The 20,159-nt window shown below is 70.0% G+C and carries 21 protein-coding genes; 12 read left to right on the forward strand and 9 right to left on the reverse strand.

Annotated features, from left to right (window positions below; translation table 11 throughout):
- Nucleotides 1-114: 114 nt before the first annotated feature.
- Nucleotides 115-630, reverse strand: coding sequence for a MarR family winged helix-turn-helix transcriptional regulator (locus LBW94_RS10165; protein ID WP_225053408.1), 516 nt, complete (start codon nt 628-630; stop codon nt 115-117).
- 257 nt (nt 631-887) lie between these two features.
- Here LBW94_RS10165 and LBW94_RS10170 point away from each other — a divergent pair, with 257 nt between their 5' ends.
- Nucleotides 888-2,564 (forward strand): fumarate hydratase, encoded by a 1,677-nt coding sequence (locus LBW94_RS10170; RefSeq protein WP_225053410.1) that lies wholly within the window; start codon nt 888-890, stop codon nt 2,562-2,564.
- A gap of 625 nt (nt 2,565-3,189) precedes the next feature.
- On the opposite strand, the gene LBW94_RS10175 is transcribed toward LBW94_RS10170, so the two are convergent.
- Nucleotides 3,190-3,363, reverse strand: a complete 174-nt coding sequence (locus LBW94_RS10175; RefSeq protein ID WP_266270489.1) for a hypothetical protein — start codon at nt 3,361-3,363, stop codon at nt 3,190-3,192.
- A 125-nt stretch (nt 3,364-3,488) separates the two neighbouring features.
- Here LBW94_RS10175 and LBW94_RS10180 point away from each other — a divergent pair, with 125 nt between their 5' ends.
- Together LBW94_RS10180 and LBW94_RS10185 are read left to right on the forward strand one after the other, a co-directional pair.
- Nucleotides 3,489-3,953 (forward strand): M15 family metallopeptidase, encoded by a 465-nt coding sequence (locus LBW94_RS10180; RefSeq protein ID WP_225053414.1) that lies wholly within the window; start codon nt 3,489-3,491, stop codon nt 3,951-3,953.
- A 154-nt stretch (nt 3,954-4,107) separates the two neighbouring features.
- Nucleotides 4,108-4,353, forward strand: coding sequence for a hypothetical protein (locus tag LBW94_RS10185; RefSeq protein ID WP_225053415.1), 246 nt, complete (start codon nt 4,108-4,110; stop codon nt 4,351-4,353).
- Between the two features lie 51 nt (nt 4,354-4,404).
- Here LBW94_RS10185 and LBW94_RS10190 read toward each other — a convergent pair whose 3' ends face one another.
- Complete coding sequence (locus LBW94_RS10190; RefSeq protein WP_225053417.1) at nt 4,405-4,992, reverse strand: TetR/AcrR family transcriptional regulator; 588 nt, start codon at nt 4,990-4,992, stop codon at nt 4,405-4,407.
- A gap of 373 nt (nt 4,993-5,365) precedes the next feature.
- Between LBW94_RS10190 and LBW94_RS10195 the strand changes: the two genes are divergently transcribed.
- The 6 genes from LBW94_RS10195 to LBW94_RS10220 all read left to right on the forward strand — a co-directional run bounded on the left by LBW94_RS10195 (nt 5,366) and on the right by LBW94_RS10220 (nt 12,219).
- Nucleotides 5,366-6,496: a hypothetical protein gene (locus LBW94_RS10195; protein WP_225053419.1), complete on the forward strand. Its 1,131-nt coding sequence runs from the start codon at nt 5,366-5,368 to the stop codon at nt 6,494-6,496.
- A gap of 138 nt (nt 6,497-6,634) precedes the next feature.
- Nucleotides 6,635-8,173: an amino acid permease gene (locus LBW94_RS10200; protein ID WP_266270492.1), complete on the forward strand. Its 1,539-nt coding sequence runs from the start codon at nt 6,635-6,637 to the stop codon at nt 8,171-8,173.
- Nucleotides 8,170-9,267, forward strand: coding sequence for an alpha-hydroxy acid oxidase (locus LBW94_RS10205; protein ID WP_225053422.1), 1,098 nt, complete (start codon nt 8,170-8,172; stop codon nt 9,265-9,267). The genes LBW94_RS10200 and LBW94_RS10205 overlap by 4 nt, the downstream gene beginning before the upstream one ends.
- A gap of 226 nt (nt 9,268-9,493) precedes the next feature.
- Entirely contained in the window at nt 9,494-9,844 is a 351-nt protein-coding gene (locus LBW94_RS10210; protein ID WP_225053423.1) for a RidA family protein, read from the forward strand.
- Between the two features lie 12 nt (nt 9,845-9,856).
- Entirely contained in the window at nt 9,857-10,864 is a 1,008-nt protein-coding gene (locus LBW94_RS10215) for a hypothetical protein (RefSeq protein ID WP_225053424.1), read from the forward strand.
- Nucleotides 10,861-12,219, forward strand: coding sequence for an FAD-binding oxidoreductase (locus LBW94_RS10220; RefSeq protein WP_225053425.1), 1,359 nt, complete (start codon nt 10,861-10,863; stop codon nt 12,217-12,219). The genes LBW94_RS10215 and LBW94_RS10220 overlap by 4 nt, the downstream gene beginning before the upstream one ends.
- 36 nt (nt 12,220-12,255) lie before the next feature.
- On the opposite strand, the gene LBW94_RS10225 is transcribed toward LBW94_RS10220, so the two are convergent.
- The 5 genes from LBW94_RS10225 to LBW94_RS10245 form a co-directional block, all read right to left on the reverse strand.
- Nucleotides 12,256-12,792, reverse strand: a complete 537-nt coding sequence (locus LBW94_RS10225; protein WP_225053426.1) for an OsmC family protein — start codon at nt 12,790-12,792, stop codon at nt 12,256-12,258.
- Entirely contained in the window at nt 12,789-14,153 is a 1,365-nt protein-coding gene (locus LBW94_RS10230; protein WP_225053427.1) for an LLM class flavin-dependent oxidoreductase, read from the reverse strand. The genes LBW94_RS10225 and LBW94_RS10230 overlap by 4 nt, the downstream gene beginning before the upstream one ends.
- 13 nt (nt 14,154-14,166) lie before the next feature.
- Complete coding sequence (locus LBW94_RS10235; RefSeq protein ID WP_225053428.1) at nt 14,167-15,237, reverse strand: ABC transporter substrate-binding protein; 1,071 nt, start codon at nt 15,235-15,237, stop codon at nt 14,167-14,169.
- Between the two features lie 93 nt (nt 15,238-15,330).
- The gene (locus LBW94_RS10240) at nt 15,331-16,059 is read right to left on the reverse strand and encodes an ABC transporter ATP-binding protein (RefSeq protein ID WP_225053429.1); all 729 of its coding nucleotides are present in this window, start codon (nt 16,057-16,059) and stop codon (nt 15,331-15,333) included.
- Nucleotides 16,056-16,883, reverse strand: a complete 828-nt coding sequence (locus LBW94_RS10245; RefSeq protein WP_225053430.1) for an ABC transporter permease — start codon at nt 16,881-16,883, stop codon at nt 16,056-16,058. Before LBW94_RS10245 ends, LBW94_RS10240 begins: the two co-directional genes overlap by 4 nt.
- A 194-nt stretch (nt 16,884-17,077) precedes the next feature.
- On the opposite strand from LBW94_RS10245, the gene LBW94_RS10250 reads away from it, so the two are divergent.
- On the forward strand, nt 17,078-17,701 hold the full coding sequence (locus LBW94_RS10250; RefSeq protein WP_225053431.1) for a GntR family transcriptional regulator: 624 nt from the start codon (nt 17,078-17,080) through the stop codon (nt 17,699-17,701).
- Nucleotides 17,702-17,724: 23 nt separating this feature from the next.
- Here the strand turns inward: LBW94_RS10250 and LBW94_RS10255 are convergent, their stop codons facing one another.
- Nucleotides 17,725-18,621: a helix-turn-helix transcriptional regulator gene (locus tag LBW94_RS10255; protein ID WP_225053432.1), complete on the reverse strand. Its 897-nt coding sequence runs from the start codon at nt 18,619-18,621 to the stop codon at nt 17,725-17,727.
- Nucleotides 18,622-18,744: 123 nt separating this feature from the next.
- Here LBW94_RS10255 and LBW94_RS10260 point away from each other — a divergent pair, with 123 nt between their 5' ends.
- Both LBW94_RS10260 and LBW94_RS10265 read left to right on the forward strand, forming a co-directional pair.
- Complete coding sequence (locus tag LBW94_RS10260; protein WP_225053434.1) at nt 18,745-19,704, forward strand: SDR family NAD(P)-dependent oxidoreductase; 960 nt, start codon at nt 18,745-18,747, stop codon at nt 19,702-19,704.
- A gap of 137 nt (nt 19,705-19,841) precedes the next feature.
- Entirely contained in the window at nt 19,842-20,159 is a 318-nt protein-coding gene (locus tag LBW94_RS10265; protein WP_225053436.1) for a hypothetical protein, read from the forward strand.

A 20,159-nucleotide genomic window follows, 5' to 3' on the forward strand; every position in this document is an offset into this window, starting at 1 on the left:
GCTCGGACGGGCGGCTGCTGTCACCGACAGCAGCGAGCCTAGTCTTACTCGGTACCCGATGGGGCACAAACCAAACGTCGACCGACGGAGATCATGCCACCCTCGGTGGTCGGCTCACCCGATGCTGCCGTTGTGCTGGCCCCGCAGATCGATGCGCGGGTTGTACCGATCGGCGGGCCGTCGATGGTGTGCGAGCAGTGAGTCGTAGATCGCCGCCAGCGCGGTGAGCTGTTCCCGGTCGAGCACGTCGATCATGTGCCGGCGCACGCTCGCCACGTGTGCGGGGGCGGCCGTGGCCAGGACCTCCGCGCCCTTGGCGGTGAGTACCGCCGCGGTGCGCCGGGCGTCGTCCGGGATCGACTCGCGGGCAACGAGTCCGCGCTTCTCCATTCGGGTGATCTGGTGCGAGAGCCGGCTCTGCGACCACTCCAGCACCGCCGCGAGATCGGCGAAACTGCGCCGATGGTCGGGCGCGTCGGCGAGCCGTGCCAGCACGATGTACTCGACGTAGGTCAAGTTCGAGCGGCGCAGGGAGTCCCGCCCCACGGCGGCCGCGATCAGGTCGCGGGTGAACACGAACCCGAGCCAGGCGCGCTCCTCGACCTCGTCGAGCCATCGGGGTTCGGTCACGGTTCCTCTCCAGGTCGCTGTCGGGGCGGTCGACCACGGCGATGCGCCCCTGCATCGCGGGTCACTCGACAGGTACACGCTCAGCGTTGAAGGTGCAACCTTTTTGGTTGGCGCGCATGAAGATTAGGCTTGCCTGACCACCGGGCGGCGGCGGGCGCTGGCTAGAGTTCGGATGCTTGGATTCACCCGGCTGATGTGAGCCCGGCGCCGAATTGCCGCGGGCCCCTCCACAGCCCACAGTGCGAGGAGTGCGAACAGTGTCAGCGCCCGACTTCCTGTATTCGGATCTGTTGCCGATCGGGGCCGACGACACCCCCTACCGCCTGATCACCACCGAGGGGGTCAGCACGTTCACCGCCGGTGGGCGCACGTTCCTCCAGGTGGAGCCGGAGGCGCTGCGGTTGCTCACCGCCGAGGCCATGCACGACATCAGCCATTACCTGCGGCCGGCGCATCTGGCTCAGCTGCGCAAGATCATCGACGATCCGGAGTCCTCGGGCAACGACCGCTTCGTGGCGCTGGACCTGCTGAAGAACGTGAACATCTCCGCCGGTGGCATCCTGCCGATGTGCCAGGACACCGGCACCGCGATCGTGATGGGCAAGAAGTCCGAGGGGGTGCTCACCGGAGTCGACGACGCGGAGTGGATCTCGCGGGGGGTGTTCGATGCTTATACGAAGCTGAACCTGCGGTATTCGCAGCTGGCGCCGATCACCATGTGGGACGAGAAGAACACCGGGAACAATCTGCCTGCTCAGGTCGAATTGTATTCTGCGCCGGGGGATCCGGGGCATCCGGCGTACAAGTTCCTGTACATGGCCAAGGGGGGCGGGTCGGCCAACAAGTCGTTCCTGTACCAGGAGACCAAGGCCGTGCTGAATCCGGCCGGGATGCTGAAGTTCCTGGACGAGAAGATCCGCTCGCTGGGGACGGCGGCTTGCCCGCCCTACCACTTGGCCGTCGTGATCGGTGGTACCAGTGCGGAATTCGCGTTGAAGACCGCGAAGTATGCGTCGGCGCACTATTTGGACAACCTGCCCACCGAGGGGTCCATGGCCGCGCACGGGTTCCGGGATCTGGAGCTGGAGGAGGAGGTCTTCACGCTGACCCAGTCCTTCGGGATCGGGGCGCAGTTCGGCGGGAAGTACTTCTGCCACGATGTGCGGGTGATCCGGTTGCCGCGGCACGGGGCCAGTTGTCCGGTGGCGCTGGCGGTGTCGTGTTCGGCGGATCGGCAGGCGCTGGCGAAGATCACTGCCGAGGGGGTGTTCCTGGAGCAGTTGGAACGTGAACCGGCGCAGTATCTTCCGGAGCAGACGGACGCCATCCTCGGTGGTGACGTGGTTCGGGTCGATTTGAATCGGCCGATGGCGGAGATTCGGGCGGAGTTGTCGAAGTATCCGGTGAAGACTCGGTTGTCGTTGACCGGGCCGCTGGTGGTGGCGCGGGATATCGCGCATGCGAAGATCAAGCAGCGGCTGGACTCGGGGGAGGGTATGCCGGAGTATTTGCGGGAGATGGCTGTTTACTATGCGGGGCCTGCCAAGACTCCGGAGGGGTATGCTTCGGGGTCGTTCGGGCCTACCACTGCGGGGCGGATGGATTCTTATGTCGATCAGTTCCAGGCTGCGGGTGGGTCGTATGTGATGCTGGCCAAGGGGAATCGGTCGGCGCAGGTGACTCGGGCTTGCAAGGAGCACGGGGGGTTTTATCTGGGGTCGATCGGGGGGCCGGCGGCTCGGTTGGCGCTGGACTGCATCAAGAGTGTCGAGGTGTTGGAGTATCCGGAGCTCGGCATGGAAGCTGTGTGGAAAATCGAGGTGGAGGACTTTCCGGCGTTCATCGTGGTGGATGACAAGGGGAACGACTTCTTTGCGGAGACTCAGAAGCCTATTGCGTTGACGGTGCGGACTCGGTCGGCTGAGCGGGTTTGAGTTTTTGGGGTGGGGGGTGGTTTGTGGGTTCGGGACGGAGTCGGGGTGGGGACACTGAGGGTTTTGCCTTCTTGGTGGTGACCGGCTGTGTTTTTGGCCTCCGCTTCGCTCCGGCGGGTTCTCGGCCCCTCAGTCTCGATTCTTCCCTCCTCCGCTCCTCCGCTTCGCTCCCCCGCTCCGTCAGTCCAGAATCGAGACGGGCCGAGAACATTAACGTTGGGCCTACTTGGTGGTGACCGGGCCCTCAGCGGGCGGGCCGGATGTCGGGCCTATTCGGGGGTGACCGCGTTGGAGGGTGAGGTGGGAAAAGAACTCGGGGGTGCCGGGGCTGCTTGGGGGTGACCGGGGTGGAGGGTGCGGCGGGAAAAGAAGGCGGGTCGGGGTGAGCCTGTGGAACGGTGACCGTTACTGGGGGTGAGGCGGGCAGCGAACTGGGGGTGTTCGGCCTGCGAATTGGTGATCGCGAAGCGGGGAGTTGCGGGTGTTGGGCTGCTTGTTGGTGCGGCAAGTTGAGGGGGAGGTGGGCAGTGAACTGGAGTGTTGGGCCTGCGGGGTGTGGCCGGGGTGGGCCCGGGGTTGGGGCTGCGGGGTGTGGCCGGGGCGGAGCGGGGTGCGGGGAGGTTTGCTAGGCCGGGGGATTGGTGGCGGATTCGGGGTGTGCGGGGGTGTGGAGTGCGGGGGTGGGGGCGGGGAGGTGTGGGTGGCGGGTGGGGGACAGGGCGGTGAGGGCGATGAGGGTGGCGGGGCCCAGGACGCCTGCCAGGGCCAGCGCTATGTTCGCTGTCATCGGTACCGCCATGACGCCTCCTCGGTCGTGGGGTACGTATGCCGTGTCCGGGTGTCACGGTAACTGTTCGGGTGGGTCGGGCCGGGGGGAAACGCTTCGTTCGGTCCGGATTGTCGCTTTGCCGATACCATCTGCGCATGTTGCGACAGAGTGTGGGTGTGGTGGCGGTGGCCGGGTCGGTGGTCGCGGTGGGGTTGCTCCAGGGGGTTGCGGGGGCTGCGGACGGGACCGGCGGGCTGGATCCGGTGCTGGCGGGGGCCTATACGCTGGCGGAGCAGCAGGCGCATGCCGAGGGGGTGCCGCTGTGGATCAACTCGGGGTATCGGACTCCCGCGGAGCAGGAACAGTTGTGGGAGGACGGGATTGCCACGTACGGCAGTCCGGAGGCGGCGCGGCGGTGGGTGTTGCCGCCGGAGGAGTCCACGCATGTGCAGGGGCGGGCGGTGGATGTCGCGCCGCGGGAGGGGGCGCAGTGGCTGGAGGCCAACGGGAATCGGTGGGGGTTGTGCCGGACGTATCAGAACGAGTGGTGGCATTTCGAGGTGGCTACCGTGCCGGGTGCGTCCTGTCCGCCGATGCTGGGGGATGCGGGGGAGCGCTGAGCAACTGTCTGGCTCTCGGCTGACGGTTATCGTGGCGGTGGGCTTATTCTGGGTCGAATCGCTGCGGTGGGCGTGGTGATTCGGCATCCTGGAGTGTGGTGGGCGTGCCGGCACCCGGCCGGGCGGCCGGATCGGTGAGGGACGGAGGGTTCGGGTGGCGGACGCTGTGGGATCCGAGCACGGCCGGGCGGGTCAGGGCGCGTCAGCGGCTCGCCGCGGCGCGCAGTGGCCCCGCGGCTGGTTACTGGTCGAAATGCCCAGTGCGCTGCTGCTCGCCGTGTTCGTGGGCACCGGCTGGCTGGGATACGCGCGTCACGATCAGCCGTCCGCGCCGGCGCCGACGGTGGTCAGCCCCACCGACCGGCCCGACGCCTGGACCCGGATCATCGGGCCGCCGTAGCGAATTCGCGGTTACACCGTGGGGGTGGGGGCACCGCCGGTGCGGCGGCGGTCAGACTGCCAGGCCGAGGGCGCCCGCTACCGCGCGGGTCAGGCGGTCGGTGACTTCGCCGACCGACCAGTGCCGATGTTCGGTGAGGTCGTAGACCACGCGTTCGTCGAAGATGGTGATCCACAGCAGGACCGCGTAGCCGATGTCGGGTTCGGCGGAGCGGCCGTCGCGGGCCAGGGCGTCCAGTACTCCGGCCAGAGTGTCGTGCAGGGCGACGATCGATTCGTCGCCGGCGGCCAGGCGCTCCACGAAACCCTGGCTGCTGCGGATGTAGCGGATGGCCGCGCCCCACTGCGTGGCCTGCTCCACCCAGGTGCGGCAGACCCGGCGGAAACGTTCGGCGGGTTCGTGGCCCTCGCCGATCGCGCCGAATGCCTCCAGTAGTTGTTCGATCGCCCGTCGATGGAACGCCTGCATCGCGTCCTGTGGATTGGGGAAGTGGCGGTAGGCCGTCGCCACGCCCACGCCTGCCTCGGCGGCCAGCTCGGGGATGGAGAAGCCGACCCGGCCGGTGGTCAGCAGGCTGCCGACCGCGCCGACCAGCAGTATTCGGCTGCGTTGCGCGTCGCTGCGGGTGTTCACTGGCACCCCACCATCCTGCGCGAGCCTCGTGCCGCCGCGCCACGAGGGGTGGTGTGGCGCGGCGGGCGGTCCGGTGGCGGTCCGGTGGCGGCGTCGTAGCCACCGCGGTGTGGCCGCGGGCCCGGGTGCGGGCCGGGGTGAATTGGAATGTGTTGCGGGGGTGGCGATTTCGCCGTCCCGCTCGGGTGGTTCGGGCGGGTTGCGGGCGGTGTGGGGTCGTCGGCCGGGGCCCGGTCTCGGTGTGACGGGTGACACAGCGCGCGCATTCGCTGAGCTATAGAGAAGTTCTTCTCACTTCTCTATTCTCGAATCGAGAAGATCTCCTCGATTCGGAGGCTTGATGAGGGTAGCGGCTCCGGGGGCACTGTTGGTGCTCATCATGGCACAACCCAATCTCGCGACCGGGATGATGCCGTACTACCGCCATGCCTGGGCGTTGGCGCCGCTGCTCATCACCGTCATCTTCGCCGCGTACCTGATCGCGCTGACCCCCACCCTGCTGTGGCTGGGCACCCCCTCGTCGCGGGCGGCCTGGTGGTGGCGGATCGGCGCGGGCAGCGCCTGCGGGGTCGCCGCGGACTGTGCGATGGCACTGGCGCATTCGGCCTGGGTGGCCTGTGTGGCGCGGGTGCTGGCCGGGTTGTCGGTGGGGCTGGTGACCGGATCGCTGGCGGGCCTGATCCTGGAGCGCCGCGGGGAGCGCGGCCGCACCGCGATGGCCAGCGCCACCGTATTCGGTTCGGCGCTGGGCACATTCGCGGCCGCGGCGGTCGCGCAGTATCTGCCGGCGCCGGGCGTCGCGGTCTACGCCGGGCATGCGGTGCTGCTGGCCGCGGTCGCGGTGGCGGCCGGGTCCGATCGCGCGGTGCGGCCCGCGCCGGTCGAGATCGCCACGGGCACAGCGTCGATGGCGGCCGAGCCGGCGGTGGCGGGGTATCTGGTCGGCATCTCCGCGTGGGTCTCGGCCGGGCTGGTGGTGGCGTTGCTGCCCAGCTACGGCGCCGAACTGCTGGGCACCGGCAATCTCGCGCTGCTGGCCCTGCCCGTGGTGCTGTATCTGGTGGCGGCCTGGCTGGCGCAACGCCTGCTGCCGCCGAATCGTCTTCCCGCCGAACCGATCACCGCTCAGGTGATCATCGTCGCCGGGGTGCTCGTCGCGGCGGCGGTGGCATGGCTGCCCAGCCTGCCGCTGCTGTTGTGCGGCGGCGCGATCGCCGGCTGCGGACAGGGCATCGCCTACCGCAGCGGGCTGCGGATCGTGAGCGCGGCGACGCCGCCGGAGCATCACGCCCGCCTGTCCTCCCGTTTCGCCGCCGTCGCGTACCTGTGCGCGGCGGTCGGCACCGTCGCCCTGGGCGCGGTCGCCTCCGTCGCCTCGATGCGTGACGCGGTGCCGGCCGGGGCGGCCATCCTGATCGTCATCGCCGCGGCCACGGCCGTTCTCCGGCGGCGCGCGGCGCAGCGCACGCCGGATTCCCCGTTCGTCACTACCGACAGCACAATCGCATAATTCTTTTTCCCGGAGAATTCGGGTCTTTATTCCGGCCCGGAGTCGATATTCGGCATGCCCGGAATTGCGCACGGAACACCACGCCGTGCGCCCTCGTCGTGCGCGAAATATGTTGTGGCACAATAGATCCCATGAAAAATGGAAACCGGTTCGTTACACGGGTTCACCGGCCGAAAAAATCGGGTTGATTCACTGGGATACGTATTCGGAAATACATTTCGGGAACGGATTTCCACCATGGCTACATCGACCCGGGTCGGCACCGCAGCGCTGCGCCGTACGACCTCCTTCCGCGTGCGCAGCACCGAAGCCTCGAACGCTTCCGCCGACCCGGGCAGCGGCCTCAAACGCAGCCTGGGCAGGGTGGACCTCATCGCGATGGGGGTGGGCACGATCGTCGGCGCGGGCATCTTCGTCACCACCGGAATCGCGGCCGCGACCAAGGCGGGCCCGGCGATCATGCTGTCGTTCGTCCTGGCCGGGGTGATCTGTGTTCTCGTCGCGCTGTGCTACAGCGAATTGGCCTCGATGACACCGGTTTCCGGCAGCGCCTATACCTACACCTATTCGACGATGGGTGAGGTGCCGGCCTTTCTGGTCGGCTGGAATCTGCTGTTGGAATATGCGGTGGCGGCCGCGGCCATCGCCATCGGCTGGTCCGGATTGTTCGGCGCCACACTGAAATCGCTGTTCGATGTCAGCCTGCCGAAGGCGATATCGGCGGGGCCGAGCGACGGCGGCGTGGTCAACCTCCCGGCGGTGATCATCGTGGCGATCCTGGTCGCGGTGCTGGTGTTCGAGGTGAAGGTGGCCGCCGCGGTGGTGAAAGCCCTGGTGGCACTGACGATCGCGGTGCTGGTGCTGGTGGTGGCCATCGGCGTGCCGCATCTGCACGGCGGCAACTGGACTCCGTTCATGCCCTTCGGCGTGCACGGTATCGCCGCCGGCGCGGCCCTGGCGTTCTTCGCCTACCTCGGCTTCGACGTGGTCGCCACCACCGCCGAGGAGACCCGCGATCCGCGCCGCAACCTGCCCTGGGCCATCATCGGCTCGGTGGTGATCGCCACCGTGCTGTACATCGCGGTGTGCGCGGTGCTGACCGGCGTGGCGCCGTATCAGAGCCTGAACAACTCCGCCCCGGTCGCGACCGCGCTGGCCGCCATCGGCGCCGGCTGGATCGGCAAGGTCATCCTGGTGGCCTCGGTGATCGCGCTGACCAAGGGCCTGCTCATGGTGTTCTACGGCCAGACCCGGCTGGTGTTCGCCATGGCCCGCGACGGACTGGTGCCGAAGGCGCTGTGCCGCACCAGCGCCCGGGGCGTCCCGGTGCGCCTGTCGATCGTGCTGGGCATCGTGATCGCGGCGGTGGCCGGGCTGCTGCCGATCGGCACGGTCGCCGAACTGGTGAACATCGGTGCGCTGTTCGCCTTCGTCATCGTCTCGATCGGCGTGGTCATCCTGCGCCGCACCGATCCGGACCGGCCGCGGCCGTTCCGCACCCCGCTGATGCCGCTGGTGCCCCTGCTGGCGATCGCGGGCTGCATCTGGCTGGCCACCACCTTCGAGGCGCTGACCTGGCTGCGCTTCGTGATCTGGAGTGCCGTCGGGATCGCGCTCTATCTCGGCTACGGCCGCCGCAATTCGGTGATCGGCCGCACCGCGGCGGTGGCCTCGTGACCGCGCAGCTGGACAGTTTCTATCCGACCGGGGTGGCCTTCGGGACGCTCGAGGAGATCCATCGGGCCGCGGCCGCCGCGCTGCCCGCAGAGGTCTTCGACTTCGTGGAAGGCGGTGCGGGCCAGGAGGTCACGTTGCGGGCCAACCGCACCGCGTTCGAGAAGTGGCGGATCCTGCCGGAGCCGATGAGCGGGGTGGGTGCGCCGTCGACGGCCACCGAACTGCTCGGGATGCCGCTGGCGACACCGATTCTGACCGCGCCGTTCGGCGGGGACGGCCTGTTCCACCCCGAGGGGCATCTCGCGGTGGCACGGGCCGCGGCGGGGCGCGGGGCGCTGGCGATCGTGCCGGAGGCGGGCAGCTACTCGTACCGGCGGGTGCGGGAAACCGCGCCCGAGGCGGCCCGGATCGCGCAGGTGCATCCGTTCGCCCACGCGGGCGACGTCGCCGCGCAGGTGCGGCGGCTGGGCTACCAGGCGCTGTGCGTCACGGTCGACTGCCCCGTCGGTGGCTTCCGCACCCGCAACATGGGCAACCGGTTCGACCCGGACCAGCGCTTCTTCGCCGGTAACCTCACCGGGGCCGACGGCGCCCCCGGGGTGGCCGAGGTCTTCGGTCAGCTGCTGAAACGCGGTGCCACCGTGTGGAACTGGACGCAGCTGGCGGAGGCCGCGACCGCATTCGGGCTGCCCTGGATCGCCAAGGGCATTCTCACCCCGGCCGCCGCCGAGCGGGCGCTGGAGATCGGCGCCACCGGTCTGGTGGTGTCGAATCACGGTGGCCGCCAAGTGGATCCGGCGCCGGCCAGTCTGGACATGTTGCCGCGCATCCGCGCCGCCGCCGGTCCGGACGTGCCGATCCTGCTGGACAGCGGCGTCCGCACCGGCGCGGACATCTTCGTCGCGCTGGCGCTGGGCGCGGACGCGGTGGTGATCGGCCGGGCCGCGCTCTACGGGCTGGCCGCCGCGGGCGAATCCGGTGTGGATCGGGTGCTGGAGCTACTCACCGAGGAGTTGCGCACCCTGATGATCCTGGCCGGGACCGCGACCGTGGCCGACATCGGCCGCGCGCGCGTGCTGCGGGCGGAGTCGTGAGGGCGTCGGGCGGCGACACGAGCGCCGCAGGCGGAGGCCCGAGGGGCGCACGCGGTGTCGTGACCGGAGCAGGCGGTGCCGTGACCGCACGCGGTGTCGTGACCGGCGCACGCGGTGTCGTGACCGCACGCGGTGTCCTGACCGGAGCAGGCGGTGCCGTGCGTGTCGCGGCGGCTCGCCTCCGGCAGCGGGTCGTGAGGGGACCCGGTGTCTCGGTGGGGGTTTCGTGAGCGCGCCGCGATTCCCGGCGGCCCGCCGCGGCGGTGGACTGTTGTTCACCTCCGGGCTGGCCGCGGTCGACACCGCCACCATGACGCCGTCGGCCACCGGATTCGACGAGCAGGCCGCCGACGTGCTCCGGCAGTTGGACGTCGCGCTCGCCGACGCGGGCAGCACCCGCGAACAGATTCTGAAACTCGATTGCTATCTGGCGGATCGGCAGTGGTTCCCCGCGTGGAACGCCGCCTTCGCCGCGTACTTCCCGACGGCCGCACCGGCGCGGACCACCACCGTCACCACCCTGCCCATCGCCGGGCTGCTCATCGAAATCCAGGCGATCGCCGTCGCCGCATTCTGAGGAAGTTCGATCATGACCGCAGTGACCCCACTCGTCCAGCATTCCGCCACCTCCGCCGGTGAATTCACCATCCGTGACGTCATCGAGGGCCAGACCGCCGGGTTCCTCATCGTCGCCGCGGACGACTGGGGCTGGTGGACGGCCCTGCTCGGTGGCGACAGCATCGTGCCCACCACCGGCATCCAGCAGACCGTGGCCGACGGCCTGATGCGGGCCGGATTCCTGGCCCGCCGCGGCCATCGCTACCAGCTCACCCACACCGGGCACGACGTCGGCAAGAACCGCGGCTTCGTGCGGGTGGCGGTGCGCGGCTGGGAGCCCACCTTCCGCCAGGTGTCGACCAACGCGCACGAGGAATACATCTCGGCCGCAACCGATCCCGGCGCGGTGGCGCTGGGCTGCTCGGACATCGCGCGGCGGCGGCCGGAGTTCTTCGCCGCCATCGGGCAGGCCATCGCCACCGGCACCCCCGGCTGCACGATCGATCTCGGCTGCGCCGACGCGGGCCGGGTCACCGCGCTGGCCACCCTCGCGCCGCGGGAACGGTTCCTCGGCGTCGACATCGAGACCGGCGTGATCGCCGACGCCACCGCGGCGACCGCCGCGCGCGGACTGTCGGATCGGATCACGCTGCTGGCCGGTTCGGTACAGCCGGAGCCGGAACTGCCGGCCTGGCTGGGCGCGGTCGACCGCGAGGCGGTGACCACCGCGATGTCGTTCTTCCTGCTGCATCAGCTGGCCAGCGACGGCGGCGGCATCGAGTCGGTGCTGCGCGGCTGGATGGAGTGGTTCCCGAATCTGCGCCGGCTGGTGATCGGTGACGGCTACCTGGTGGAGGCCCCGATCTGGAACCAGCAGCCATGGTTTTCGCCGACCTACGAGATCTACCATGCACTCACCGGGGTGCAGTTGTGGTCTCGTCAGGCGTACGAGTCGGCCTTCGCGGAGCTGGGCTGGACCATCGCACGCCGGATGGAGGACCACACCATGCTCGTGACCACGATCCTGGAGCGCGAATGACCACTCTCACCGAATCATCGCCCGCCCGGCCGCCTTTCGACGTCGATACCCGCGCCGCAGTACTGGACCAGTTCACCACCGACGAGACCGGGCGCCTCGGGCGGCGCCCGCGGGGAGTGGTGTACGCGAAATCCCACCAGGACGTGCTCGACGTCGTCACCTGGGCCCGTGACACCCGGACGCCGGTCATCGCGCACGGCGCCGGGACCAGCCTGGAAGGGCATCTGCTGGCCGACGGTGCGGAGCTGGTTCTCGATCTGTCGCAGGCGGATTCGATCCTGAAGGTCGATCCGGAGGATTTCACGGCGACGGTGCAGCCGGGTGTCACCCGCACCCGGCTCAACGCCGCCACGGCCGAATTCGGTGTGCAGTTCACCGTCGATCCGGGCGCGGACGCCTCGCTGGGTGGCATGGCCGCCACCAACGCCAGCGGCACCACCAGCGTCCGCTACGGCGGAATGCGAGCGAATGTGCTTGCGCTGCAAGCCGTCTTCGCCGACGGCACGGCGGCTCGGCTGGGGCGGGCGGTGCGCAAGACCTCCAGCGGATACGGCCTGAAGGATCTGCTGATCGGGTCGGCGGGCACGCTCGGCATCATCACCGAGCTGACCGTGCGGCTGCATCCGATCCCGGAATTCCTGCGCTCCCTGCGGATCTCGTTCCCCACGATCGAGGACGCGGTGGCCGCGGCGGTGGACATGCTGGGCCTGGCGCTGCCGGTGAGCCGGTTGGAGCTGGTCGACGGGCCCAGCGTCGTCGCGATGAACGCCTATCGCGGTACCGGCCATCCGGAGACGCCCGCGCTGTTCATCGACCTGGAGGCGGCCTCGGCTCCGGCCGCGGCCGCCGACGAGGCCGAGATACGGCGGGTGTGCGAGACGAACCGGGCGCAGCAGATCGCGGCGGCGCACAGCCACACCGATCGGCACGCGCTCTGGGAGGACCGGCACACGCTGTTCTTCGCGGTCAAGCTGATGTTCCCGGGGCACCGCTTCCTGATCACGGACACCGCCGTCCCGTTCTCGAAGATCGCCGGCGCGGTCGCCACCGCCACCGCCCTGGGCGCGGAACTGGGTCTCCCGGTCAGCGTCGCGGGACATATCGGCGACGGCAACGTCCACGTGATCGTGCCGCACACCGACGCCACCTATCCGGCCGCGAAGGAGTTCTCCGATCGGGTGGTCCGGCACGCGCTGGCCGTGGGCGGCACCGCCACCGGCGAGCACGGCATCGGCCTGGCCAAGAAGCAGTACCTGCGCGAGGAGCACGGCGCCGCCGCCGACATCATGGCGACGGTGAAGCGCGCCCTGGACCCCCTCGGAATCCTGAACCCGGGCAAGATCCTGGACGTGTGAAGTGGTGATTCCCCCGGCGGGGACCTGCCGGGGGAATCACCGCGCTCGGTCGGCGAATACCGCCAGTTCGATTCCGCTGCCGCGCAATACGGTGTTGTAGATCGGGCAGGTGGCCGCGTACTTCGCCGCCAGCGCCTCGGCGGTGGGCTGGTCGACGCCGCCGACGCGCACCGTCATCCGGGTGTACACGTAGCGAGTCGGGTCCTCGGGATCGCGGGCGTGCGTCGCCTCGGCCCGGACCCCGGTGATCGGGAGTTCCGCTGTGGCGGCGTTGTTCTCGATATTCGCCAGGGCGCACGACACCAGTGCGCCGAGCAGCAGTTCGCCCGCGCGGACGGCTTCGCCGGAGCCGAAACGGGAATCGGTGATCAGGTGGTTCGCGCGGGCATCGAGCACGTACCGGCCCGGTGTCCCCGCGATCGTGTGCGCGGACACCGAGGCCGAGTTGTCCTCTGCGGCGGCATTGTTCGCCGCCGGTGCCGGGGCGCCGCTCGTCACATGGGCCGGGGACGCCGAGTCGTCGCGGGCCACGGCGGCCCCAGTGCCGGAACCCGATGCCGGATCGGCGCTCACGACAGCGCCTTCCGGGCCGCGGGGATGCGCCGGGTCCATTCGCCGGACTCGACGCGGGGCAGGTCGAGGTGGTCGCGCAGGGTGTGGCCGGTGTACTCGGTGCGGAACAGGCCGCGCCGCTGCAACTCCGGGACCACCTGGCGGGTGAAGTCCTCGAATCCGCCGGGCTGGTAGGGGGCCTGCACGGTGAACCCGTCGCAGGCCCCGCCGGTGAACCACTGTTCCAGACCGTCGGCGACCTCCGCGGCGGTGCCGACGAAACCGCCCTCCACCCGGCCGCCGTACTGCTTGCCGAGCTGGCGCAGGGTCAGTCCGTCGCGTTCGGTGATCTCCCGGACCTCGCGGTAGTGACCCTCGACGCCGGGCACTTCCACCTCCGGGAGTCGCTCGTCCAGCGGGAACGTCGAGAGGTCCACGTCGAGGTGGTAGGCGAGGGTCGACAGGCCGCCCAGCGGCGGCACCAGATCGAACAGCTCGTCGTGCAGCTGCCGGGCGATCGCGGTGGTGGGGCCGATGATCGGGGTGATCGAGGGCAGGATCTTCACCGTGCGCGGATCGCGGCCGTGCGCGGCCGCGCGCTCCTTGATCTCGGTGTAGAACGCCTGGGCCGACTCCAGCGACGCGTGGCTACAGAAGATCACGTCCGACCAGCGGGCGGCGAAATCCTTGCCCTTCGCCGAGGCCCCGGCCTGGATCAGCACCGGATAGCCCTGCGGCGGGCGCGGCACGTTCAACGGCCCACGGACGGTGAAGAATTCGCCGGCGTGGTCGACGGCGCGGACCCGCTCGGGATCGGCGAACAGCGGTGCCGCCGGGTCCAGCACCAGCGCGCCGTCGTCCCAGCTGTCCCAGAGCTTCCCGGCCACCTCGAGGAATTCGTCGGCCCGTTCGTAGCGCAGCGCGCGCGGGAACTGGCTGTCGCGGTCGAAGTTCCGGGCCTCGGCCTCCTGGAACGAGGTGACGATGTTCCAGGCCGCGCGGCCGCCGGTGAGATGGTCCAGGGTGGCGAAGGAGCGGGCCACGGTATAGGGCTGCGCGTAGGTGGTCGAGACCGTGGCGGCCAGCCCGAGCCGCTCGGTGACCGCACCCATCGAGGCCAGCACGTGCAGTGGATCCAGGCGCAGCGAGCCCAGCGCCCCGTTGCGCAACTGGCTGTCGGTGCTGCCGCCGAAACGGTGCGGCACCGACAGGATGTCGGCGAAGAAGGCCAGGTCGAAACGGCCCTCCTCCAGGGTGCGGGCGATGTTCTGGTAGTAGCCCTGGTGCAGCCAGCCGGGCACCGAACCGGGGTAGCGCCAGCCACCCGGGCGGCCCGGACCGGCGGTGACGAAGGCGGCGAGATGCATCTGTGTGTCGGACATGATGGATCGCAACCTATTTCGCCAGTTCGGCGTCGACGACGCGCTTGATGGAATCGAATCGGGAATCCTGCAACCAGGTGGTGACGTCCACCTTGTCGGGGTAGACGCCGAGCCGGTGGAAGTTGTCGGCGAGGTCCTGGGTGCCCGCGATGGCGTCGTGCCCGACCGAGGTGAACTGTCCCGCACCGGAATACGACAGCCGCCGGGTCTTCACCAGATCCCGGTACACGTCGGCCTCCAGCTGGTTGTCGCCGAAGCCGCCGAGCTTCGTGAACGCGGCGACCGACGCGTCCGGATCGGCCTCGATCCAGCGCTGCGCGTCGCGGACGGCCCGGACCAGCGTGGCGGCCTGCCGCGGATGGTTGTTCGCGAACGACTCGCTCGCGACGAAGAAGGCGTAGTCGTAGGTACGCACGTTCGGCAGGGTCGCGGCGTTGTGCCGGCGGCGGGCCAGTTCGGCGGTGGGCTGCCAGGTGATCCAGGCGTCGACCTTGCCCTGTGCGAACGCGGATTCGGCGTCGGCGGCGGTGAGATTCGCGTACTGGATGTCGCCGATGGTCAGGCCGGCGGAGTCGAGATATTTGATCAGGCTGTAGGTTCCGGTGGTGCCCCGCTGGTCGGCGACCCGGCGGCCCTTCAGGTCGGCGGCCGACCGGATCGGCGACCCCTGTGGCACCAGGATCTCGACCTCGCTGGCGGGCAACGGATATGCCACCAGCGGCACGATCGGCACCCCGCCGCCGATGGCGTAGATGACCGCGGTGGCGGTCGCGAACGAGAAGTCGACGCTGTGCGCCTTGATCGCCTCCATCACCGGCAGCGAGGCGGGGAAGCCGGTCGGCCATTCCAATTGCACGCCACCGAGTTCCGCGCCGATATCGACCCCGCTGAGCTTGTTCCGCAGCACCGTGCCCGGTTCGGCGCGGCCGTCGCCGATCAGCGCGTACCGCACGCGGGTCAGCGGTGCGTCGTCCTTGCCGCCGGAACTCGAGCCCTTACCGCAGGCCGCGAGCGCCAGGGCGGACAGCCCGAGCAATCCGGCGCCGGCACTGACGAATCCGCGCCTGCTGAGGGTGGGTGACATCGTGGGAAACCTTTCCGTTGGGGTGGGACGGGAGCGGAGCCCGGGTACCGAGGGTGTGCCCGGGTGGTGTGCGGACCGGTGTGAGCGATCCGCTCAGGTGTGCACCGCGCGGTCGGCGGCCAGCAGCCCGTCGAGGAGTTCGGCCTTGCGCGCGGCGAGTCCGGCGTCGCCGCGCGAGCGCGGCCGGGGGCCGTCGATGCGCAGGTCGCGGGTGATGCCGTCGCCGGTGAGCAGCAGCACGCGGTCGGAGAGGATCAGGGCCTCCTCGACGTCGTGGGTGACCAGCACGACGGTGCGGGGCGCTTCGGCGAGCAGCCGTTCCAGCAACTGCTGCATGGTGACCCGGGTGATGGCGTCGAGCGCGCCGAACGGTTCGTCGAGCAGCAGCACGTCCGGCTGGTGCAGCAGCGCGCGGGCCAGCGCCACCCGCTGGCGCTGCCCGCCGGACAGTTCCAGCGGCCGATCCCGTTCCCGCCCGGCCAGTCCCACCGCGTCCAGCAGCTCCACCGCGCGGTCGCGGCGGCCACGCACGCCGAGCCGGACGTTGTCCAGCACGGACTTCCACGGCAACAGCCGGTCCTCCTGGAACATCATGCGGCACAGCGCCGTCCGGTCGCCGATGGACCGGACCCGCCCGGTGCCGGGCTGTTCCAGACCGGCCAGCAGCCGCAGCAGCGTGGATTTGCCGACGCCGCTGGGTCCCAGCACGGTGACGAATTCGCCCGGCTCGATGGTGAGGTCGAGTCCGTGCAGGATGGTGGCGTCCCGGTACCGGTGGCCGACCCCGGACAGCTCGAGCCCGACCTGGCGTGCGCCGGTCATCGGCGGGAGTCCTTCCGGTAGTTGACATTCCAGCGCAGCACCCGCCGCTCCAGCAGCCGGACCAGCTGATCGGCGATCAGCCCGGCCAGCGCGTAGAGCAGGATCGCGAGCACGATGCGGTCGTTGCGCAGCAGATCGCGGCCGTTCTGGGCCAGATAGCCGATGCCGTCGCTGGTGGCGATGGTCTCGCCGACCACCAGGGTCAGCCACGCCACCCCGAGCGCGTACCGGATTCCGGTGAGGATCATCGGCATCGCGCCGGGCACCACGATCTCGCGGATCAATCCGGGAGTGCGCAGCCCGTAGGAACGGCCGAGCTGCACCAGTTTCGGGTCGACGGCCCGGATCCCCGCGACGGTGTTGAGATAGACGGGGAACAGCACGCCGAGGGCGACCAGCACGATCTTGGGCAGTTCGCCGATCCCGAACGCGGCGATCAGCAGCGGCACCACCGCCAGGTGCGGCACGGCGCGCAGCATCTGCACCGTCCGGTCCACCAGCGCCTCGGCGATCCCGGACAACCCGACCGCGAAACCCAGCACCAGCCCGATCGCGGCGCCGATCCCGAATCCGATCGCCACCCGCCGCACGCTGGCCAGCAGATAGCGCGGCAGTTCACCGTCGTCCCACAGCGAGCGCGCGGTGCCGAGCACCTTGCTCGGCGGCGGCAGGATCGTCGCGTCGACGGCGCCGGTGGTGGCGGCCCACTGCCAGGCCAGGACCAGCAGGACGGGCACGGCCCACGGCAGCAGCGCGCGCAGCGAGCCGGTCCGCCGCCGGGTGCCGGCGGATCGCCGGGCGGTGGTGGCGAGCGTGTCAGACACGGCGTCCGACCCACATCGGCCGAGGTGGTGTTCGCATGATTCTCCTCGTTCGCTGGTTTGCGAGAGGAACACTGACATCACTGCACGCAAATGTCGTCATTTGTATACACAGAGATTCGAACCCTTGGCGGAGCTCCGCGCGGCCTGGTAGTCGTTGCCCGGTGCCCGGACGCGCAGGAGAGGAAGATGGGTCGATGCACCAGCAGTCGTCGCCGTACAAACAGTTGCGTGACCGGATCACCGGCCGGGCGTATCCGCCCGGGTCGCTGCTGATTCCGGCGGCCGTCGGCGCGGAACTCGGCGTCTCGCGCACGCCGGTCCGGGAAGCGTTGCAGCGCTTGGAATACGAGGGCCTGGTGAGCCAGGCGTCGCGCGGATACCGGGTCCGCGCACGCACGAACGAGGAACTGCTGGAGATCTACGACGCCCGCATCGCCCTGGAATCGGCCGTGGCGTTCTCCGCGGCCACCCGCCGCTCCGAGATCGACCTGGCCCGGCTGTCACGGATGTTCGACAACGCCGTCGCGAGCGCCGACCCCGAGACGGCGCTGAGCCTGCACCGCGACTGGCACCACGCCCTGCGCGAGGCCGCGCACAACGGCACCATCGGCGAACTGATGGACCGCCTCGACGCCCAGATGGCCCCCTTCGAGGCCGACCAGGTCCGCGCGCCGGACAACCTGGCGCAGATCGAGATCGAACACCGCGAGATCTTGGCCGCCGTACTCGCCGCCGACGCCGAACGAGCCCGCACCGCCATGATCGCCCACCAGATCCGCACCCGCGACCTGCGTATCGCCGCGATGGCGGCGCACTAGACCCGGGTGGTGTGCCGGCGCAGCTACTGGCCGGAAGTGGTTCGGACAGCCGAAGACTCGGAGTCGGGTGTCGCCGCCGCCTCACCCGCCGCGACATGGCGGGCCAGCGTCAGCACGGCCTGCTCGCCGGGTGTGCCGGGTGTGGCCTGGTAGACGGTCATCCGGAGGCCGGTGTCGCCGAGCTGGAGGGTTTCCGCGCCCAGGCTGAAATCACCGGCCACGGGGTGGTGGAACTGCCGGAGATCGCCGGTGCGCGTGGCGATCTCGTGCCGCTCCCACAGGCGCGCGAATTCGGGGCTGTGCTCGTGCAGTTCGTCGATCAGCAGGCGTAGTGCGGGGGCGGGATCCTCGGCGAACAGGCGGTGCACCCGGGCGACGGTGACCCGGGCGAGCCGGTCCCGGTCCGGGAACAGCACATGGGTGATCGGGTCGCGGAACAGGTACCGGACCGTATTCCGTTGTCCCGGCGGCCATTTCTCCAGTCCGGTGTGCAGGGCCAGGCCCTCGGGATTGGCGGCCAGCACATCGCTGTAGCGGGACAGCACATAGGCCGGGCAGGGACGAATGTTGTGCAACAGCAGGTGGATTCCCGGCCGGAGGGTGTGATCGGGACTGCGTGCGGGGGCGCTGCGCCCGGCCGCGTGCCGCGCCAGCGTGTACAGGTGCGCGTGCTCCTCCTCGTTGAACCGCAACGCCCGCGCGATCGCGTCGAGCACGCCGGTGCCCGGGTTGGTCTCGCGGCCCTGCTCGAGGCGGTTGAGATAGTCGATGCCGATGCCCGTCAGCGCGGCCAGTTCCTCCCGGCGCAGGCCGGGTGTGCGGCGGCGGGTCGTGCCGGCGGGCAGGCCGACATCCTCCGGCCGCAGCCGGGCGCGCCGGGCGCGCAGGAATTCCCCGAGACCGTTGTCCACGTCCACCACCGCACCAGTGTGGCAAATCGTCCGTGGGTGGCAGCGCCGCTGCCAGGTGTCGCCGGGCCTTGGTCACCGCGCGCGGCGGCGGCACGCTGGAGCCGGAACAAGAACGGAACACAGGAGCGCGCCATGACTTTCGACGAGCACAGCACCGCGGACGAGGTGCTGCGGGGCCACGATCTGACCGGCACGGAGGTGATCGTCACCGGCGGGGCCGCGGGCATCGGCGCCGAGACCGCGCGGGCACTGGCCGCGGCCGGCGCCCGCGTCGTCCTCGCCGCCCGCGACCGTGAGCGGGGCGAGCGGGCCGCCGCCGCGATGCGCGCCGCGACCGGCAATCCCGCCGTCGAATTCCGCACCCTGCGACTGGACGCGCTGGACTCGGTGCACGCCTTCGGCGCCGAGTATCTGGCCACGGGCCGGCGGCTGGACCTGCTGGTGAACAACGCCGGAATCATGGCCACCCCGTTCACCCGCACCGCGGACGGCTTCGAATCCCAGTTCGGGGTCAACCATCTGGGTCACTTCGCGCTGACGGTCGAGTTGCTGCCGGCGCTGCGCGCGGCCGACCGGGCGCGGGTGGTGGCGTTGTCCTCCCGGGCGCACCGGCGCAGCGATGTCGATTTCACCGATCCGAACTACGAGGACCGCCCGTACGACCCGTGGCGGGCCTACGGACAGTCCAAGACCGCCAACGGCCTGTTCGCGGTCGGGTTCACCGCCCGGTACGGCGCGTCGGGGATCACCGCCAACGCCGTGATGCCGGGCGCGATCATGACCGACCTGCAACGGCACCTGTCCGCCGCCGACTACCGGGAACTGGGCTGGGCCGACGAACAGGGGGCGCTGCGCACCGACATGCCCGGCTGGAAGACCGCCGCCCAGGGCGCGGCCACCTCGGTGTGGGCGGCGGTGGCCCCGGAACTGGCCGGGCGCGGTGGCCTCTACCTCGACAACTGTGCCGTCGGGCAGCCGTGGACGGCCGACGACGTCCCGCCCACCGGCCACTATCTGCCCTACCTCACCGACCCGGGCCACGCCGGACAGCTGTGGGAACTCTCGGAGAAACTCACCGGCGTGCGGGGGTGACACGCCGTAGCCGGGCGTGATTCTCGGACTTGCCGGGGCGAGGTCACCGGAAACGCTCGCCGGACAGGGTAGAACTTACCGCCGTGCTTCACCGGATCCACACAGACCTCGTGCTGTACCCCCGAAGGGAGCAAGACATGTTCGTAAAAAGGGCGATTCACCTGCTGGCGTTCACCGCGGCGAGCCTGGCGCTGACCTCGGTCGGCGTCGCGTCGGCCGACGCCGAGTGGGCCACGGACGCGAAGGTGCAGTGCGTCCAGCAGAACTGGCCGACGGTCAAGGCCAAGTACGATCCGCTGCTGAACCAGGCCTCGCCGTCCGACCGCCAGATGCTCGCGGGCTTCATCGGACCGGACGGGATGCTGATCGACGAGCCCAGCGCCGACCAGATCCGTGACGCCGCCGGGCGCATCCCGTCGAACGCGCTGGACACGGTCTTCGCCGGCATCTGCTGA

Origin of the sequence: Nocardia sp. alder85J (assembly GCF_020176955.2) — a bacterium.
Classification (GTDB): domain Bacteria; phylum Actinomycetota; class Actinomycetes; order Mycobacteriales; family Mycobacteriaceae; genus Nocardia.

What these genes read in the sequence shown, in the direction of transcription:
- LBW94_RS10175 (WP_266270489.1), bottom strand. Translation starts at nt 3,363, where the DNA reads ATGGCGGTACCGATGACAGCGAACATAGCGCTGGCCCTGGCAGGCGTC.
- LBW94_RS10180 (WP_225053414.1), top strand. Translation starts at nt 3,489, where the DNA reads ATGTTGCGACAGAGTGTGGGTGTGGTGGCGGTGGCCGGGTCGGTGGTC.
- LBW94_RS10195 (WP_225053419.1), top strand. Translation starts at nt 5,366, where the DNA reads ATGGCACAACCCAATCTCGCGACCGGGATGATGCCGTACTACCGCCAT.
- LBW94_RS10200 (WP_266270492.1), top strand. Translation starts at nt 6,635, where the DNA reads ATGGAAACCGGTTCGTTACACGGGTTCACCGGCCGAAAAAATCGGGTT.
- LBW94_RS10215 (WP_225053424.1), top strand. Translation starts at nt 9,857, where the DNA reads ATGACCGCAGTGACCCCACTCGTCCAGCATTCCGCCACCTCCGCCGGT.
- LBW94_RS10220 (WP_225053425.1), top strand. Translation starts at nt 10,861, where the DNA reads ATGACCACTCTCACCGAATCATCGCCCGCCCGGCCGCCTTTCGACGTC.
- LBW94_RS10230 (WP_225053427.1), bottom strand. Translation starts at nt 14,153, where the DNA reads ATGTCCGACACACAGATGCATCTCGCCGCCTTCGTCACCGCCGGTCCG.
- LBW94_RS10235 (WP_225053428.1), bottom strand. Translation starts at nt 15,237, where the DNA reads ATGTCACCCACCCTCAGCAGGCGCGGATTCGTCAGTGCCGGCGCCGGA.
- LBW94_RS10240 (WP_225053429.1), bottom strand. Translation starts at nt 16,059, where the DNA reads ATGACCGGCGCACGCCAGGTCGGGCTCGAGCTGTCCGGGGTCGGCCAC.
- LBW94_RS10250 (WP_225053431.1), top strand. Translation starts at nt 17,078, where the DNA reads ATGCACCAGCAGTCGTCGCCGTACAAACAGTTGCGTGACCGGATCACC.
- LBW94_RS10260 (WP_225053434.1), top strand. Translation starts at nt 18,745, where the DNA reads ATGACTTTCGACGAGCACAGCACCGCGGACGAGGTGCTGCGGGGCCAC.
- LBW94_RS10265 (WP_225053436.1), top strand. Translation starts at nt 19,842, where the DNA reads ATGTTCGTAAAAAGGGCGATTCACCTGCTGGCGTTCACCGCGGCGAGC.